The sequence below is a fragment of the Streptomyces sp. NBC_00704 genome, assembly GCF_036226605.1.
In the GTDB taxonomy this organism is placed as follows: Bacteria; Actinomycetota; Actinomycetes; order Streptomycetales; family Streptomycetaceae; genus Streptomyces.
This window is the reverse complement of record NZ_CP109000.1, coordinates 97,088-112,195: the sequence shown is the minus strand read 5'-3', so window position 1 is coordinate 112,195 and position 15,108 is coordinate 97,088. Positions and strand designations below refer to the sequence as shown.

14 protein-coding genes and 2 pseudogenes are annotated in these 15,108 nt (G+C 71.5%); 8 read left to right on the top strand and 8 right to left on the bottom strand.

Annotated features, from left to right (window positions below):
• Positions 1-17: 17 nt before the first annotated feature.
• Positions 18-1,037: a LacI family DNA-binding transcriptional regulator gene (locus OG802_RS00620; RefSeq protein ID WP_329406062.1), complete on the top strand. Its 1,020-nt coding sequence runs from the start codon at positions 18-20 to the stop codon at positions 1,035-1,037.
• Positions 1,038-1,200: 163 nt separating this feature from the next.
• On the opposite strand, the gene OG802_RS00615 is transcribed toward OG802_RS00620, so the two are convergent.
• The 3 genes from OG802_RS00615 to OG802_RS00605 form a co-directional block, all read right to left on the bottom strand.
• A complete protein-coding gene (locus tag OG802_RS00615; protein WP_329406061.1) occupies positions 1,201-1,626 on the bottom strand; it encodes a hypothetical protein in 426 nt (141 codons plus the stop codon).
• Positions 1,627-1,770: 144 nt separating this feature from the next.
• The gene (locus tag OG802_RS00610; RefSeq protein WP_329406059.1) at positions 1,771-2,202 is read right to left on the bottom strand and encodes a cupin domain-containing protein; all 432 of its coding nucleotides are present in this window, start codon (positions 2,200-2,202) and stop codon (positions 1,771-1,773) included.
• A gap of 189 nt (positions 2,203-2,391) precedes the next feature.
• Positions 2,392-3,933, bottom strand: a complete 1,542-nt coding sequence (locus OG802_RS00605; protein ID WP_329406058.1) for an NlpC/P60 family protein — start codon at positions 3,931-3,933, stop codon at positions 2,392-2,394.
• 374 nt (positions 3,934-4,307) lie between these two features.
• Between OG802_RS00605 and OG802_RS00600 the strand changes: the two genes are divergently transcribed.
• Positions 4,308-4,535 (top strand): DUF2945 domain-containing protein, encoded by a 228-nt coding sequence (locus OG802_RS00600; protein WP_329406057.1) that lies wholly within the window; start codon positions 4,308-4,310, stop codon positions 4,533-4,535.
• Positions 4,535-4,876 carry a DUF3140 domain-containing protein gene (locus tag OG802_RS00595; RefSeq protein ID WP_329406056.1) on the top strand — a complete coding sequence of 114 codons (342 nt, stop codon included), beginning with the start codon at positions 4,535-4,537 and terminating at the stop codon, positions 4,874-4,876. The genes OG802_RS00600 and OG802_RS00595 overlap by 1 nt, the downstream gene beginning before the upstream one ends.
• A 345-nt stretch (positions 4,877-5,221) precedes the next feature.
• On the opposite strand, the gene OG802_RS00590 is transcribed toward OG802_RS00595, so the two are convergent.
• Complete coding sequence (locus tag OG802_RS00590) at positions 5,222-6,136, bottom strand: NADP-dependent oxidoreductase (protein WP_329416872.1); 915 nt, start codon at positions 6,134-6,136, stop codon at positions 5,222-5,224.
• A gap of 307 nt (positions 6,137-6,443) precedes the next feature.
• Here OG802_RS00590 and OG802_RS00585 point away from each other — a divergent pair, with 307 nt between their 5' ends.
• Both OG802_RS00585 and OG802_RS00580 read left to right on the top strand, forming a co-directional pair.
• Positions 6,444-6,839 carry a hypothetical protein gene (locus tag OG802_RS00585; protein ID WP_329406055.1) on the top strand — a complete coding sequence of 132 codons (396 nt, stop codon included), beginning with the start codon at positions 6,444-6,446 and terminating at the stop codon, positions 6,837-6,839.
• An 82-nt stretch (positions 6,840-6,921) separates the two neighbouring features.
• Positions 6,922-7,146, top strand: coding sequence for a hypothetical protein (locus OG802_RS00580; protein ID WP_329406053.1), 225 nt, complete (start codon positions 6,922-6,924; stop codon positions 7,144-7,146).
• 150 nt (positions 7,147-7,296) lie between these two features.
• On the opposite strand, the gene OG802_RS00575 is transcribed toward OG802_RS00580, so the two are convergent.
• The 4 genes from OG802_RS00575 to OG802_RS00560 form a co-directional block, all read right to left on the bottom strand.
• Positions 7,297-10,467, bottom strand: coding sequence for an NACHT domain-containing protein (locus OG802_RS00575; RefSeq protein ID WP_329406052.1), 3,171 nt, complete (start codon positions 10,465-10,467; stop codon positions 7,297-7,299).
• Positions 10,468-10,901: 434 nt separating this feature from the next.
• A complete protein-coding gene (locus OG802_RS00570; RefSeq protein ID WP_329406050.1) occupies positions 10,902-11,381 on the bottom strand; it encodes a MarR family winged helix-turn-helix transcriptional regulator in 480 nt (159 codons plus the stop codon).
• Positions 11,382-11,392: 11 nt separating this feature from the next.
• The gene (locus tag OG802_RS00565) at positions 11,393-12,454 is read right to left on the bottom strand and encodes an alkene reductase (RefSeq protein ID WP_329406048.1); all 1,062 of its coding nucleotides are present in this window, start codon (positions 12,452-12,454) and stop codon (positions 11,393-11,395) included.
• 76 nt (positions 12,455-12,530) lie between these two features.
• Positions 12,531-13,436 (bottom strand): NADP-dependent oxidoreductase, encoded by a 906-nt coding sequence (locus OG802_RS00560; protein ID WP_329406047.1) that lies wholly within the window; start codon positions 13,434-13,436, stop codon positions 12,531-12,533.
• A 235-nt stretch (positions 13,437-13,671) separates the two neighbouring features.
• On the opposite strand from OG802_RS00560, the pseudogene OG802_RS00555 reads away from it, so the two are divergent.
• The 3 genes and pseudogenes from OG802_RS00555 to OG802_RS00545 all read left to right on the top strand — a co-directional run.
• Positions 13,672-13,818: pseudogene (locus OG802_RS00555) on the top strand (mycothiol transferase); the annotation flags it as partial.
• A gap of 119 nt (positions 13,819-13,937) precedes the next feature.
• Positions 13,938-14,588 (top strand): hypothetical protein, encoded by a 651-nt coding sequence (locus OG802_RS00550; RefSeq protein ID WP_329406045.1) that lies wholly within the window; start codon positions 13,938-13,940, stop codon positions 14,586-14,588.
• 222 nt (positions 14,589-14,810) lie between these two features.
• Positions 14,811-15,048: pseudogene (locus OG802_RS00545) on the top strand (hypothetical protein); the annotation flags it as partial.
• Between the last annotated feature and the right edge of the window lie 60 nt (positions 15,049-15,108).

Here is a 15,108-nt window from a genome sequence, read left to right as displayed (position 1 = left end):
TAGGAAAAGGATTGCGCGTGACCGCCGTTCCAGAGTCTCCTCCAGCCGGGCGGGCGAAGCTCGCCGACGTCGCCCAGCTGGCCGGCGTCAGCCTCGGAACGGCCTCCAAAGCGCTGAACGGCAACGGCAGGATGCGGCCCGAGACACGGCAGCGTGTGCTGGCCGCCGTCAAGGCGCTCGACTTCCGCCCCAACCAGCATGCGCAGAGCCTGCACACCGGCCGCAGCTGGACCGTGGGGCTGATGACCACCGACGGCATCGGCCGGTTCAGCACCCCGGTGCTCCTCGGCGCCGAGGACGCGCTCGGCGCCGGGAAGATCTCCGTGCTCCTGTGCGACACCCGCGGCGACGCGATCCGCGAGGAGCACCACCTGCGCAACCTCACGGACCGGCGGGTCGACGGCATCATCGTGACCGGCCGGCGCACCGACCCGAGGCCGCCCCTCACCGGCATCGATCCGGTCCCGACGGTCTACGCCCTCTCGCCGTCCACCGACCCGGACGACATCTCCGTCGTCTCCGACGACCTGAGCGGGGCCCGGCTGGCCGTCGAGCATCTGCTGGCCACCGGCCGCACACGGATCGCGCACATCACCGGCCCGGCACACCACGCGGCCGCCCGCGACCGCGCCCGCCACACCGTCGAACTGCTCGAACGCGCCTCGCTCGCACTCTCCTCCGGCCGTGTCCACTTCGGCGAGTGGAGCGAGGCATGGGGGCGCCGCGCCGCCGAGGCGGTCCTGCGCACGGCACCGGACACGGACGCCTTCTTCTGCGGCAACGACCAGATCGCCAGGGGCGTCGCCGACACCCTGCGCGAGCACGGCCTGGACGTGCCCGGCCGGATCGCCATCGTGGGCTACGACAACTGGGACGTCATGGCCCTGGCCTGCCGACCGCCCCTCACCACCATCGACACCGACCTCACCGAGATCGGCCGGCAGGCCGCCCTGCGGTTGCTGGACGCCATCGGCTCCCACCCGGAACCGGGCCTGCACACCGTGCCCTGCCGCCTCGTCGTACGCGAATCCAGCTGACCGCCACCGCCGCCCACCCCACACACCGGGCCGCACGCGCGCCGTGCGGTCCCGGCCGGACGGCGGGAGCCGCCGCTGACGGGCCCCGGAGCCGCCCCGGCGGCGGGAAAGCCGGTGAGATCTCGACGGAGACCGCACTTGACCGAGGGCTTTCCGACCCGCCCTATTCGTCCAGGAACTGACAGGCCCCGCTCGGAGCGCCGATCGACACGGTCCCGTCGTGGATTCGCCACTCGCTCATGCCGTCGCACTCGTGGCTGACGAGGAACGACCCGGTGATCAGGTCACCGTCGGCGTCAGAAGCCGGAAGCCCTGCCACACGGTGCAGGCGCTCCAGGAGCCAGTCGACGGACGGCGCACGCATCTCCGCCCCGAAGAAGACCCAGTTGGTGAAGTTGTACTGCCTGGCGGGAAAGGCCCAGCCACCGCTGTACGTCCGATCGGGATCGTCTGCCTCGACGATCTTCTTGACCTGGACGAGCTGGAGGTCGTCGCACTCCAGCCAGCCCCTGATCCGGACGAACACACCCACGACGACCGCCTCCCGCCCCCGCTCCAGGCGCCGTTCGCCGCACGCCGACTCCGGCACCGTCGAACCGTGGACGCGGTCGGATCGATCAAGCAAAGCGTTTCACGGGCATCGTTTCGCTGGCCAATAGGTGGGCGCCGAGGCCGTCGGGGGGACGGCGGGCGTTCGTGGTGTTGCGAGCCTCGGGGAGTCAGGGCCGTGGCGTCACAGCATCTCGAAGTCCTGGTACTCGAATCCCGGAGCGACGATGCAGGACACCAGGACCGGCTCGTCAGCGGCTGGTTGTGCGGTCTGCCAGACCCCGGCGGGCACGAGGAGCTGCGGTTGCTGCCCGCTTGCGACGTCCGGGCCCAGCGACGCGACGGTCGCCTCCTGCGGAGCGGCCGCGTTTCCGCCGAGTCGCAGGGTCAGCGGGCCGCCCCGGTGCCACAGCCACAGTTCGTCCGACCGCACCCGGTGCCAACGGGAGACTTCGCCGGGGTGCAGGAGGAAGTAGATGCCGGTGGCGAAGGCGCGGGGTCCCGCGTAGCCGTCCGGGACCGCCGTGGGTCCGGTCCGCCAGGTCTGCCGGAACCATCCGCCTTCGACATGCGGCTCCAAGCCCAGCAGGCCGACCAGCTCGGAAATCTCGTCCATGAGCAGCCATCATGCCCGCAAGGCCCGAGACCGGTGTCGAAATCCTCGCAACGGGCTGTGGTTCCGCTGCGCCTGCGGGGAGGGCGGAGTGGCAGGCGGACCGCCGATGGTTGGCCTTCGGCCTTCGGCCTTCGGCCTTCGGCCTCGATGCCGGCGGTCCGCTGGGTGTCGTCTACTGCTGCCGGTGGGTCAGAACCAGTCGGTGCAGACGACGGTGTCGCTGTCTCCCGGGCTGCCGCAGGCCCGCATGACCACGTTGTGGTCGTTCCATTCGGTGGTGAACACGTCCGAACCGCCCGTGATCTTGGTGAAGCCGAGCTGGTCCCAGGACTGCCCGCCGGTGAGGCTGCGGTCGACCCACACCTCGTCGCCGGACGTGCCGCCGGTGATCCGTCCCCAGGCGCACTCGGTGGTGTCGCTGTAGCGCAGTTCGATCAGCCGGCCCGCGATCGACACCGAGCGCGGTGAGCGGGCGCCCGTGCCGTCGGGAGCGCCCCCGTCGGTGCAGCCCGCGGTGGTGGTGCCTCCGCCGAGCGCGCCGCCGGCGCAGTCGGGAATTCCCGGCAGTACCGCCGGGCCCTTGAGGTAGATGTTGGTGATCCAGCCGTTGTAGTCGGGCAGGTAGGACCAGACCGTGTTGACCAGGCCCTCCGCGTTGACGGTGTCGCCGTGCTGCTGGCAGGAGACGCGAACCGTGGTCTCGCCGCCGATCGTCTGACGCACGGCGGCGGCGAGCGTGGGCTGGGACCGCACGTTCACTCCGTCGCCCCAGGTGGTGAACTGCCCGTTGGAGCCGCCCCCGCCGACCGGGCCTCCACTCAGGCAGTCGGGCACGCCGGGCAGCGCGGCCGGCCCACGCACGTAGATGTTGGTGATCCAGGCGTCGTACCCGGGCAGATAGGACCACAGGTCGTTCGTGATCCCCTCGGCGGTGACGGACTCGCCGTGGATCTGGCAGGAGATCTTCACCTGGGTCGGGCCCGGGAAGGTGTGCTGCACCGTCGATCCCCGACGCGGCTCGTTCCCGGCCCGGACCCATTCGCCCCACGTGCTGAAGAGCTGGCCGGGAAGGCCTGAGTTGTCCGGCGTGGCCGAGTCCGAGCTCTCGCTCGGCCTGATCGCTCCGACGTAGATGCTGCTGGAGTGCGAGCTGAAGTCGGCGACCTGGAGCGGGTGCTGGGACTCCGCCGCTTCCACGATCTTCCCGTCGCCGAGGTAGATCGCGGTGTGGGTGGTGCTCATCCACACGAGGACCCGGCTGGCCTTCCAGAACAGCACGTCGCCGGGCTTGAGGTGGGCGGTGCCGTCGCTGCCCCCGAAGCGGACCGGCCAGTAGCGGTCGAACACGTCGGACGTCGTTCCGGGACCGAGGACGTCGCGTCCGGTGGCCACCGACCATGCCCAGCGGGTCAGGCCCGAGCAGTCGAAGCCGACGACATTGCCGTCGTTCCACGCCTCGTCACCGCCGCCGTCGGGGGTTCCGTGCGTCTTGCCGGGGACGGGACCGTGTCCGCCTCCCCACGAGTACATGGTGCCGGCCGCCACCTCGTCGCAGGCCGCTTTCACGGCGAGCGCCCCCTGGACGCTGGTCTCCCCGTACGCCCGGCAGTCGCCCGCGGCGTGCGCGGGGGCCGCGGGCAGGACCGCCAGTCCCAGGGCCAGCAACGCGCAGGCCAGCAGCGACCGAAGCAGCCCCGGCCAGGCCGGCCCGGCGCGCAAATGTCCGTTCATGGTCTTCTCCCCCTTCGGCGGGAAACCCGCCGCCGTGCGTGCGGAGTTGCTCCGCACCGCCGACGTCAAAACTAGCCGATGGTCGGGACATGCCAACCCGGGAAGGCGACGGCAATCCGCGGCCCGCGCCGGAAGGGTGGCCGTCGACCGGGTCCGCCGGGGCCCGGTCGTGTCGCGCGCCCGGCATGACGGGGACGCAGCCGGTCTCCCGACGACCGCAGCCCTACCCCGCCCCATCCCACCTCGGCCGTCCGCAGATGCGGGAAGAGGGCGTCGGCGCGAGTCTGGGGACCAGGACATCGCCGGACGGTCGCCCTGCGGGCACCCCCTGTCCGTGCCCGAGCGCCGTCGGCATCCCTTGCGAGGAGGACGCCATGCCCGAGAAGGACGACCTGAGCAAAGGCGACGAGGTGACGTGGAGAAGCCACGGCCAGAACGTCACCGGAAAGATCAAGAAGAAGATCACCGGTCGCACGGAGGCCGCGGGCCGTACCGTCGACGCGTCGCCCGAGGAGCCGCAGTACGAGGTCGAGAGCGACAAGTCCGGCCGCTCGGCCGTGCACAAGCCCGGTGCGCTGCGCAAGAAGGGCCGTCGCTCCTGATGGCCGGCGGCGAGCGCAAGGACGACCGTGACGGTACGGTCCGCGAGTTCCATGAGGCCGTCAACATGACCGCCGGTGAGCTGGAGAAGTGGCTGGCGACCGACGAGTCCGCGAGCGTAGGGCAGAGCGACGGCGGTGAAAGCGTCGGACACTCCTCCGGACGCCGCATCGTCGGACTCCTGCGCACCCGGAAAGCGGACCTCACCGACGACGACCTCGCGCACATGCGCAAGGTCGTCGGCTACGTCCACCGCCACGTCGCGCAGCGGCCCGCCGGAGACGTCACCGCCACCCGCTGGCGCTACTCCCTCATGAACTGGGGCCACGACCCCGAGAAGTGAGGGCGTCGAACGACGGCGGCAAGCGATCCGCGGCCCACCGGACCGGACCGGACCGGACCGGACCGGACCGTGAGCCGCGTACCGGGCCCGACCGGGCCAAAGGACGGATGACCGGACGCCGGGGGGTCGGACGCGCCGGGCAGCTGCGCACACCGCTGAGGCCCGACGGGCTGGTTCGCGGTCACCCGGCGGGTGCCTGCCGGCTCTGCTCCTTGCCGGGGTCCCCACGGTGTGCGCGCACGCGACGAACAGCTCGGGCGTCCGTCGCGGACGGTGCTCGGCGGTTGCGACGCGGTGGGGTCGGGCATGGTGTCGCTCCCTGGCCCGGAGGTCGAGGGCGACCGGTCAGCCGACGGTGAGGACGATCTTGCCGCGGTTGTGGCCGGCGTCGCTGGCCTGCTGCGCCTTGGCGGCGTCGGCCAGCGGATAGGCGGCGCTGATCGTGGTCACCAGTGTGCCGTCGGCGACCTTGCGGGCCAGCTCGGCCAGTCGCGCGGCGGAGCGGCGCTGTGGGCCCTCCGCGAAGACGACGCCGAGTTCGCGGGCGCGGAAGTCGGCGGTGGTGACGATGCGGTCGGTGCCGCCGCGCAGGGTGATGGAGTCCTCCAGTGCACCCTTGCCCGCGGCGTCGAAGACGGCGTCGACGCCTCGGGGGGCGAGTTCGCGGACCCGCTGGACCAGGTTGTCGCCGTAGACCAGCGCGGTCGCGCCGAGCGAGGTGACGTACTCCTGGTTCGCGGCCGAGGCGGTGCCGATGACGCGGGCGCCGCGTGCGACGGCGAGCTGGACGGCGATGGTGCCGAGTGCGCCGGACGCTCCGTGGATCAGCAGGGTTTCACCGGAGGTGACGCCGAGCAGGTCCAGCACACGTTCGGCGCCGTCGCTCGCCACCGGCAGGACGGCGGCGTGCGTCCAGTCCAGCCCGGCCGGCTTGGGAGCGAGGACGGCTGCGGAGGCAAGGGCGTACTGGGCGTAGGAGCCGGTGTCCGACCAGCCCAGGACCTCGTCGCCCGCCTTGAGGTGGTCGACGCCCTCACCGACGGCGTCGACGACACCCGCGATCTCGCCGCCGGGGACGGCGGGCAGCGTGGTGGGGAAGATGGCCTGCATGGCGCCGGAGCGGATCTTGCCGTCCACCGGGTTGACGCCGACGGCCCGTACGCGCACGCGGACCTGGCCGGAGCCGGGCTGGGGAACGTCGATCTGCGCCTCGTGCAGGACCTCGGTACCGCCGAACGCGTCGAAGACGATGGCCTTCATCACGGTGCTCTCCTGGGGTGGGATGCCGCGCCGGCCACTTCTGTGGCCAGCCACATAAAAGTAGCACCGATTGTGTGGCTAGCCAAGTAATTGCGTCGGTGGCCCTCGCGCACACGCAGCCAATGTGGACGCCTGCCCGCCGGCAGCCGCGCGGCGAGGGCGGCGGCCCACGGTCGGGACCCGGCCGGCTGGGGAGCCCCGACCGGGCCCTGACCAGGCCGGATGCCGATGCCGCGGGCAGGGTGCGATGATCCTTTCCTCTCCGGTATGCCTGCCGGGCCGCACTGACGAGGACTGCGAGGGACCGATGACGCTGAGTGTGGGCCAGCGGGTACGCCTGGCCGCGGAGCTGCGGCTGGCCGGCACGGTGAGCTCGACGGAGGACGTTCCCGCCGAATCAGGTGTCGCGGGCACCTCGGTCGCCCTGGCGGCAGGCGTCGAGGGCACGGTCGAGCGGGTGGACGAGCATCACCGCCGGCAGAGCCACGAGGTCCGCGAGTACCTGCGCCTCAAGTCGCTCCTCGACGACTTCGGCTCCCAGATGCCGCCGGAGAGCAGAAGACAACTGCGGGATCAGGTGGGCGCCTTGGAGGAGCACTGGATCGCCCATCAGCGGCGGATGTTCCGCGTCACGGTCCGTGTCCGCCTCGACAACGGATTCGTCCTCGACGACGCCCCCGAGGAAGCTTTCGCCTCGGTCTGACGATGATCAAACACAAGCCGGCCAGGGGCGGCGCGGCAGCTGACGACTCAGCCGCGCGCCGAGCCTGACAAGGAGGATGCACATGGCAAAAGCGGTACGGGCCTCACTGGGCGAGATGCAGATCACCTGCCAGGTCTGCAAGAGCGATCTCTTCCGCGAACGGGGGGTGAAACTCAACAGCACGGGAGGGGAGTTGTTCAACCTGGCCTGGGCGGACGAAACCGCCACCGGATTGATCTGTCTGCGCTGCGGTTTCGTGCACCTCTTCGTCAACCGGAACATACAGCTGCATCACGTCAAGGTCTGAAACGGCGCCGCGGCCGGCCGGGCGCTGGGGAGAGGTCCTCGCGTGCGCGTGGGAAACGCGCGGGGCATGGCCGTTCCCGGCTCCACGGGCCGGGCTCCCGAGGTCGCCGACCGACTCTCTCGCCGGCCGCAGGCCCGCCGGCCCGACGGCTCACTCCGGTGGCCCGGCGGCCGGATCGTGGTGGCGCGCGATCAGGGCCCGGTCCTCCGCCGACAGGAGAGCGTGCACCCAGGGCCGGTGGGATGCCAGCGTGTGGGAAAGCGCATCGAAGACGGTCACCGGCAAGGGGTGTGTCCTCCCGCTGTCACCGGACATGAGCTGGATGAGCTGTCCCAGAAACCGCAAGGCGTCGTCGTATGCGTCGCCGGGGACTCGTCCCCTGTCGAGGCCGAAGGCCGTGAGGAGGGCGTGCACGGCGGACACCAACTGGGGGTGGCGCATGTCCATCAGCAGTCGCGTTCCCCGGAGCGCCCGCGCGTACAGATCGCCGAGTTCCCCGTCGCTCATGGCCGTGCGGTCGGCCAGCAGCAGTTCGAGCAGGTCGTGGGCGAGCGACGAGGCCGGAGCACCGTCGACCGGACTGAACACGGTCACGGCCTGGCCGAGCCACCGGAACACCGGGTCCAGGGCATGCCGCATCACCGAGTCGTTGGTCCCGCCGGACACGGCCGTTTTGTGCCACAGCTCGTCCCAGTACGACCGTGACCAGCCTGTGCCTCCGCTGCCTCGCGGGTAGCGGAAGTGCCAGTTCATGTCGAGGGGCTGCGGTGGGGCGCCCGGCCCGGAGCGAAGCGACATCTCCAGGGACCGGCGCTCGCCGTCCCACGTGTGACGCACGTCGAAGGACAGAGCGAAGTCCGTCCACTGGCTCTCGTTCATCGCCGAACGCCACAGCAGGCAGTGCCGGTGCCAGGCGCCCGGCGGGTCCGCGGAGCCCGGGAACAGCTCGGCGGCGGAGCAGCGCTCGGCGAGCAGCACCGTCAGGAGCACGAGGTTGGAACCGTACAGGCCGTGGCGTGTCGTGGTGCGCAGCAGGGCGGGCCGGTAGGCCGGGTGCTGGTCACCGGTACGCGTGCTGTGCTGGGTCAGGACCTGGACGAGAATCCGAGTGAGCCGGTGCCGTTCGGCCATGGGCAGCTTGCCGGTCAGCGACCGGGCGAAGCGCAGCATCTGCCGGGACGCCAGGGAGGTGTAGGAAAGCAGTGCGTAGGCGAGGTCGTCGTCGATGCGGGTGTCCCCGAGGGAGAGCGCGGGGCGGGGTGCGAGCAGGTCGGTGAGCAGGTGCAGGGTGAGGCGTACGGCCAGATACTCGCCGAAGGTCGCGTGCAGGAACTCGTAGCTGGCGAGTACCTGGCCGTCCCGCACCGACTGGGCTCGCTGGACGAAGAAGAAGCGGCCGAGCGCCGTTTCGGCGGCGGTGAGCGGGGTGCGGAACCCCGAGGGTGGCACCGGCTGCCTGCCGAGTACGGCGGTGAGGTCCTGCTCGAGTTCGTCCGCCGACACCCACTGGCGGCCCCGGTTCAGCTGGGCGAAGGCCACGAGCGACAGGCGTTGCAGTTCCTGCTCGACGAGGGCGGCCGTGTCCTCGTCGGAGACGGCGTGGAGTGTCGTCTTGCCGATCTCGCGCCGGGCGAAGGAGGACAGCAGTTGCTCGTACAGCTCGGTGACGTCGAAGTCGTCGTCGCCACGCCGCAGAGCACCCTCGGCAGCGTCGTACAGCGCGAGCATCGTCAACAGCAGTGGCTGAGAGGCGAGTTCGGCGTGCCGTTCGAGGTGCTGCCAGGTGAGCGGGCCGCGGCCGTGCGCCGAGAGCCCGGCCGTGTTGGCCTCGTTCCACACGGTCAGCCAGGTCGTGGTCTGCTCGGCGCGGAAGGGCTCCAGGCGCAGGACGACCATGCCGGCGGGGTATCGGGCGCGGTCGGCCACGGAGGTCCGGCTGGTCACCAGGGCCAGCACGGGCCGCCCCTGATCCGCCTCACGCCGCTGGAACTGGGACACGCGCTCCAGGAAGTTGGTCTGGTGGACGCCGGTCGTCTGCAACAACTCGTCGAAGCCGTCCAGGAGCAGAACAGGAGTACTGCCGCCTGCCGCGCGCACCAGTTCCGGCCAGCTGACGCGTTCGCCGGTGGAAGCACGGATCGCCTGTTCGATCTGGTCCTGCAGTTCGTCCTCCACCCGGACGTCCCGCAACGGCACCCGCACGGGGAGATAACCGACGGAGGGGAGCCGTGCGGCGAGCACCCGGGTCAGGGCGGATTTGCCGGCGCCGGGCTGGCCCAGGATCAGCAGGGGCGCCTCGGCGAGCTGAGGAGAGGTGAGCGCCCCGGCCAGGTAGCGGGTGAGGTCCCGGCGGAGGGGCAGTCGCCTCCACCACTCGTGGTCGGCCGGTGCGGCCTGCGCGGAGACGGCACTGACGCGGAAGTCCGGGTCGAGGTAGAGGTCCTGAAGGCTGGGGATCCTGATGCCGTCCGGCGCCGACGCGGCGTCCAGCACCGGGTGGGCGAGCGCCGCCCGGTGAGCGCGCGCCAGCGCGGAGGCCACGTCGACCGGCGGGCGCAGCGCCTCGGCCGTGCGGCTGAGGAGAGTCTCGATTCCCGACAGGGCACGGCTGACGTCCGTGTGGATCGCCTGCTGCGCCACATGCGTGACCCAGAATCCGAATTCGGGCGCCTCTTTGGCTAGCTCGACGTACAGGCTCCGGTACCGGTCATGAGCCGCGCGCGGCAGGTCGTCCATGAGAGCCGCATGGGCCCGAAGACGCCGCGACGCGTCCATGTGCTCCCAAAGAGCAAGGCCTTCCACGAAGGCGTGGAACCTGCGGGCGTAGTCCGCGTAACTCGCGAGCAGCATCGCGGTGAGCGCCGAGTCCGGTAGGTGCGGTGCCGGACAGGGCAGGTCCGTGGCGAGCAGCAGCGACACCAGGTCCGACGTCTGCGGGACCGAGCCCGACTCGGCCCGGACGAGCGCGAGTTGCTCGTCCCGGGTCAAGCGCACCTCGGCAAGGGCGAACGGAAGCTCCACCTCCTCCATCGCCTCGAAGAAGGCCACCACGACGATGACCGTGTGCGCCGCGCGCAGCACGTCGGTCCGCTCCGCACGCCCCTGGGTACGGTCCAGACGGGCGCCGACGCCGCGGATCGCGTCGCGTCCGAGGCCGAGGAGGCGTCCGTTGGCGTCGGCCATGCCGATCACCGTGCCGCTGACCCCGCCGGTCGCCAGATTCAACGCCCCACCGAGCGCCCGATCCAACGCCGCCAGCCGCGGCGGCTCGGCGCCGAGAAGCACCAGAGCGTCGGCGAACGCCAGGAGTCTGCGTGCCACGATGTCCCTCACTCCGCATCTCTACAGGCCCGGCCGAGGCCGACGCTACCGCGCGCCGGCAGTCCCGTCAGATGATTCGAAGGATGCGGAGGACCGCGCAGCGGGGTGATCGGCATCGGCTGTGGCGACGCGCGCTCCCGCGAGTGACGACCGCCGAGCCGGTGCCTCCGGGCGCGCTTCCACCGGGACAGCTCGCGCCGGCCCCTGTCCCTGAGGCCGCCCTCCCCCCGGTCTCGCCGACGTACCGGGGTGAGCGGCGGGGCCCCGACACATCCGGCGAGGTCGGCTCACCGGACTCCTCCGACAGGCGGGGAGCCTGGCTCCGCTCAGCACCGGTCTTCGTCAGCCGAGTGCTCTGCTGCACTGTCCCCTTCGCAGGAAGGCCGGAAACCATGCGCACTCCAGGCCGGAACCGGGGTGCGAGCCCGGGGCAGTTACTCGGACTCTTCTTGCGGAAGAGCGCGGCCGTTGATCGCGTCGGCGATGGCGTAGGCGGTGCGGACGAAGGATTGCGCCTGCTGCGCCGACAGGTTCAGCGCGGAGATCTCCTCCAGGGCCCGCCACATGGCTGCCAGGGGCTCTCGCAGGGCACGGCCCTTGTCGGTGAGGTGGACGACCATGACGCGCCGGTCGTGTTCGGCCGGCTCGCGGACGAGCAGGCCGGCGTCCTGCATGCGGCGCAGGGACTTGGAGACGGTGGAGTGGTCCAGGCCGACGCTTTCGAGCAGCTCGGACTGGGTCTGGCCGTCCCGGTCCAGCAGTTGCATCAGCAGCAGTTCCTGTCCGGGGTGCAGGTCCATCTCGCGGAGCATGGCGGCGGCGCGGGCGCGGTGAGCGCGGGCGAGCTGGAAGATCGCGTAGCTCATCGGCCCCTCGCTGGCCGTGGTGGGGGTGCGGGGTGTGGGGGCGGGCATGGTTCGGCTCCTCAGACGGAGTAGGTGGGGTAGTCGGTGTAGCCGGCCACTCCGCCGCCGTAGAAGGTCGCCGGGTCGGGGGTGTTCAGCGGCGCGTCAGAGCGTAGCCGCTCGACCAGGTCCGGGTTGGCGAGCGCGAGGGCGCCGACGGAGACGAGGTCGGCCGTGCCGTGGTCGACGTCCTTGGCGCGGGTGGGCAGGTCGGTGCCGGCCCGGTTGAGGATCAGCGTGGTCGGCCACAGCTCACGCAGGGTGCCCAGCAGCTCCTCGTCGCCCGCGTGCATCACGTGGAGATAGGCGAGGCCGAGCGGGCTGAGGGCGCGCAGGAGCGCCGGATACAGCTCGGCGGTGTCGGACTCGGCCATGTCGTTGTACGGATTGCCGGGGGAGATGCGCAGGCCGGTGCGCTCGGCGCCGATCTCGTCGGCCACGGCGGCGGCCACCTCGACGGCGAAGCGGACGCGGCCCTCGAGGGAACCGCCGTAGTGGTCGGTGCGTTGGTTGGTGCTGTCGGACAGGAACTGGTGCACCAGGTAGCCGTTGGCGCCGTGGATCTCCGCGCCGTCGGCGCCTGCCGCGACGGCAGCCGCCGCGGCGCGGCGGAAGTCGTCGACGGTCGCCCCGACCTCCTGCGTCGACAGAGCCCGGGGTGTCGGCATCTCCTGGGGCCCGGACGCGGTGAACATCTGGCCCTGCGGCCGGATCGCCGAGGGGGCGACCGGCTGGCGCCCGTGGGGGGTGTTGTCGGGGTGGGCGATGCGTCCGGTGTGCATCAGCTGGATGACGATCCGGCCGTCGGCCGCGTGCACGGCGTCGGTGACCTTGCGCCACCCGGCGATCTGCTCGTCATTGTGGATGCCGGGGGTCAGGAGGTAGCCCTGGCCGTCGGCGTTCGGCTGGGTTCCCTCGGTGATGATGAGCGCGTGCGAGGCCCGCTGGGCGTAGTACTCGGCGTTCAGCTCGGTCGGTACTCCTTCGGGTGTGGAGCGGTCACGGGTCATGGGGGCCATGACCAGGCGGTGCGGCAGGGAGAGGGCACCGACGGTGGTCGGCGTCCACAGGGCGTTCAGCATGAATGGTCCTTCGATGCGGTGATGAAGAGGTGATGATCGGGAAAGGGCGGCGTGGCGGGAGGAGAGGCGGGTGCGATCAGTCGAGGGTGAGGACGAGCTTGCCCCGGACGTGCCCGGCGTCGCTGACCTGCTGGGCCGTGGCGGCCTGGCCGAGCGGGTAGGCGGTGACGGTGGTGACGAGCTTGCCGGTCGCGGCATCCTGCGCCAGGGCGGTCAGGCGGGTGGCCGAGCGTTCCTGGCCACCGCTGGAGAAGGTGACGCCGAGCTGGTGCGCGCGGAAGTCGGCGATGGTGACGATGCGCTCGGTGCCGCCGCGCAGGGCGATGGAGTCCTCCAGGGCTCCCTTTCCGGCCAGGTCGAACACCGCGTCCACGCCGTCGGGGGCGAGTGCCCGGACCCGCTCGACCAGGCCCTCGCCGTAGACGGTCGCGGTGGCGCCGAGCGAGGTGAGGTAGTCCTGGTTGGCGGGGCCGGCGGTGGCGATGACGCGCGCTCCACGGGCCGTGGCGAGCTGGACCGCCAGGGTTCCGACCGCTCCGGCCGCGCCGTGCATCAGCACCGTCTCCCCTGCGGCGACGCCCAGCAGGTTCAGGACCCGCTCGGCCGTCTCGCCCGCCACCGGCAGCGCGACCGCATGCCGCCAGTCGAGGCCGGCGGGCTTGGGGGCCACGGTGGTGGCCAGCGCGTACTCGGCGTACGAGCCGGTGTCCGACCAGCCCAGCACCTCATCGCCCACCTGCACGTCCCGCACGCCCTCACCCAGGGCGTCCACCACGCCGGTGAGCTCGGCACCGGGTACGGAGGGCAGCGGTGTGGGGAACGCGGCCTGCATCGCCCCGGAGCGGATCTTGCCGTCCAGCGCGTTCAGCCCGGCCGCCTCGACGCGGACGCGGACCTGCCCGGGGCCGGGCTGCGGGATCTCGATGTCCGCCTCGTGCAGCACTTCCGTGCCGCCGAAGCGGTCGAACAGGATGGCTTTCATGACGACTCCTCTCGTGCCCCCACCCGTTTAGGTGGCTGGACACATAACTACCGTAACAGCGAACAGGTGGCTAGCCAAGTATTTGCCGCGGTGCGGGCCGCGCAAGATCGGCAGTGCGGGATCGTCCGCCGGAGTTCCTCACTGTCGGCGGGGCGCCGGGGCCGGCCTGAACCTCGGCCAGGGCGTTCCCGTCCCTCGGGGTGTGCCGTAGTTCTCCGCCGACGTCGAGGGGTGGTCGGTGCGGTGGGTGCTGCTGCACCGGATCGAGGAGACCGCACGCCACGGCGGCCCGCCCAGCCACGCCGACATCATCCGCGAGAGCCTGGACGGCGCCATCCTGCACCCGCTGGTGGCCGCCGCCGAGCAGCGGTCCGACCCGTAGTTCGAGTTCTGGAAGCCCGCCGCGCCCGCCGGCTGGGGGATTACGGCCCGTCAGAAGCAGTGCCGCATCGGTCCGGATATGGTCGAGGCGCCCTTGCGGACCGGTTCTACGCTGGAGGCATGGCCACCGATCCCTTGCTGAGACAAGGCCCGGACTCGACGGATCTGGTCCTGCGCGCCGGCCCGGTCGGGCCGGCGTGGAACGCGCTGACCTCGGCGGGGCCGGCGCTGTTCACTCCGCTCGTCCTGGGCGTGCCGACTCTGCTCGTGGCCTTCTGGATGGCGCTGGCCGGGGCGCGGGCGTCGACCGTGTTGGTGGTGGTGGGGGTGATCGTCGGGCTGGAGTACCTGATCGGCTGGCCGGCGCTGGCCTTTTCGCGGGCCCGGGACATCCTCCGGGTGGAGTTCGCGCCGGCCGGGGTGCCCGCGTCCCTGCGGTTGGTCCGGGCCGCCGGACCGGACGACTGGCTGCCCGTCGACACCTTGCGCGAGGTGCGGCTGACGCACAAGGTGGTGGAGCCGTACCAGGGGGACTACAAGCCGGCCGTCTCCACGCTCGCCCTGGAACTCGTCTTGCAGGCGGCCCGGGAGCGGCTCGAGCTCCCCTTCGGCGGCGACCCGCAGCGGCTCGTCGACGCGCTGGAGGCCCTGCTCGGCCCGGCTGGGGTCGCGGTGGAGCTGCGCACCGAGCGCAGCACGCGCGCTCGTCCGCAGCCCAACTCCACCTGGACCTCCGGCGGTTCGGCCTCGGCCGGCTCGGGTGGCGGCTGATCGCGGGCTGCCCGTGGCCGCCTCCCGGCCGGGGAGCGTCCGTCGATGCGGCCGGCCGGCAGGCGGTGCTGGGCAGCCTCCCGCACGTCGTTCGAACCCGGCGGGTGCCCCTTTATCGGCCCGGATCCCGCTGACCCCTCCGGCTACTTCGCCGGTACGCAGCTCCTCCGACCCTGAACTCCCGCAGCAACGTGCGCAGCTGCGCGGCGTGCCGGGCGGCCCACCGGGCTGGTCGTCCCGCACCGCCGCGAATGCGGTCAGACCGACTCCCGGCCTGGGAGGAGGAACGCAACGCCTCTCACGGCAAGATCCGTGACCGCATCGTGCACGTCTTCGCCCGGCTGGCGGGCTGGAGATCCTCCGCCACTGCCGCCTGAAAGGTGACGGCGTCCATCGCGCCGTGCGCGGCGGCGCCCGTCTGCCGGTCAGGTTCGATGATCCTGAGCGTCGGATGTATTGACGCGTCGCGTTTCCCGGACTTAACCTCTGCCCGATCTTACGAACAGTGTTCGATATGTCG

Coding starts and splice junctions, on each gene's coding strand:
- OG802_RS00610 (WP_329406059.1), bottom strand. CDS start 2,202: ATGGACGAGATTTCCGAGCTGGTCGGCCTGCTGGGCTTGGAGCCGCAT.
- OG802_RS00605 (WP_329406058.1), bottom strand. CDS start 3,933: ATGAACGGACATTTGCGCGCCGGGCCGGCCTGGCCGGGGCTGCTTCGG.
- OG802_RS00600 (WP_329406057.1), top strand. CDS start 4,308: ATGCCCGAGAAGGACGACCTGAGCAAAGGCGACGAGGTGACGTGGAGA.
- OG802_RS00595 (WP_329406056.1), top strand. CDS start 4,535: ATGGCCGGCGGCGAGCGCAAGGACGACCGTGACGGTACGGTCCGCGAG.
- OG802_RS00590 (WP_329416872.1), bottom strand. CDS start 6,136: ATGAAGGCCATCGTCTTCGACGCGTTCGGCGGTACCGAGGTCCTGCAC.
- OG802_RS00585 (WP_329406055.1), top strand. CDS start 6,444: ATGACGCTGAGTGTGGGCCAGCGGGTACGCCTGGCCGCGGAGCTGCGG.
- OG802_RS00580 (WP_329406053.1), top strand. CDS start 6,922: ATGGCAAAAGCGGTACGGGCCTCACTGGGCGAGATGCAGATCACCTGC.
- OG802_RS00570 (WP_329406050.1), bottom strand. CDS start 11,381: ATGCCCGCCCCCACACCCCGCACCCCCACCACGGCCAGCGAGGGGCCG.
- OG802_RS00565 (WP_329406048.1), bottom strand. CDS start 12,454: ATGCTGAACGCCCTGTGGACGCCGACCACCGTCGGTGCCCTCTCCCTG.
- OG802_RS00560 (WP_329406047.1), bottom strand. CDS start 13,436: ATGAAAGCCATCCTGTTCGACCGCTTCGGCGGCACGGAAGTGCTGCAC.
- OG802_RS00550 (WP_329406045.1), top strand. CDS start 13,938: ATGGCCACCGATCCCTTGCTGAGACAAGGCCCGGACTCGACGGATCTG.